This window comes from Bacillus cereus group sp. BfR-BA-01347 (assembly GCF_022663835.1).
GTDB lineage: Bacteria > Bacillota > Bacilli > Bacillales > Bacillaceae_G > Bacillus_A > Bacillus_A thuringiensis_K.
In genome coordinates this window covers 1-240 of the sequence record NZ_JAKUGG010000096.1, presented here as the reverse complement: position 1 = coordinate 240, position 240 = coordinate 1, and the positions used below count along the sequence as shown (strand labels likewise).

Genomic DNA, 240 nt, shown 5'->3' with positions numbered 1-240 from the left:
ATTCCTAAGTAAAGAGTTCTATCGAACTCTAATTGATTAGGCTAACCCCGCAGTCCTTGCGGTTAGAAGCCTTATCGCTTCATTCTTTAGATTGATACTTGCGTTAATATCCCTATCATGGTGTGTACAACAAGAAGGACAGTCCCATTCACGTAGGTTTAGATTTTTAACGTCTTTATTTTGATATCCACAACAAGAACATAATTGGCTGGAAGCAAATGTTTTCGATACGACAATGAC

1 protein-coding gene is annotated in these 240 nt (G+C 37.9%); it reads right to left on the bottom strand.

The window, feature by feature from the left end; genetic code table 11:
- Positions 1-36: 36 nt before the first annotated feature.
- Positions 37-240: zinc ribbon domain-containing protein (locus MR143_RS32820; protein WP_142387861.1), on the bottom strand; the 204-nt coding region annotated here is incomplete at its 5' end.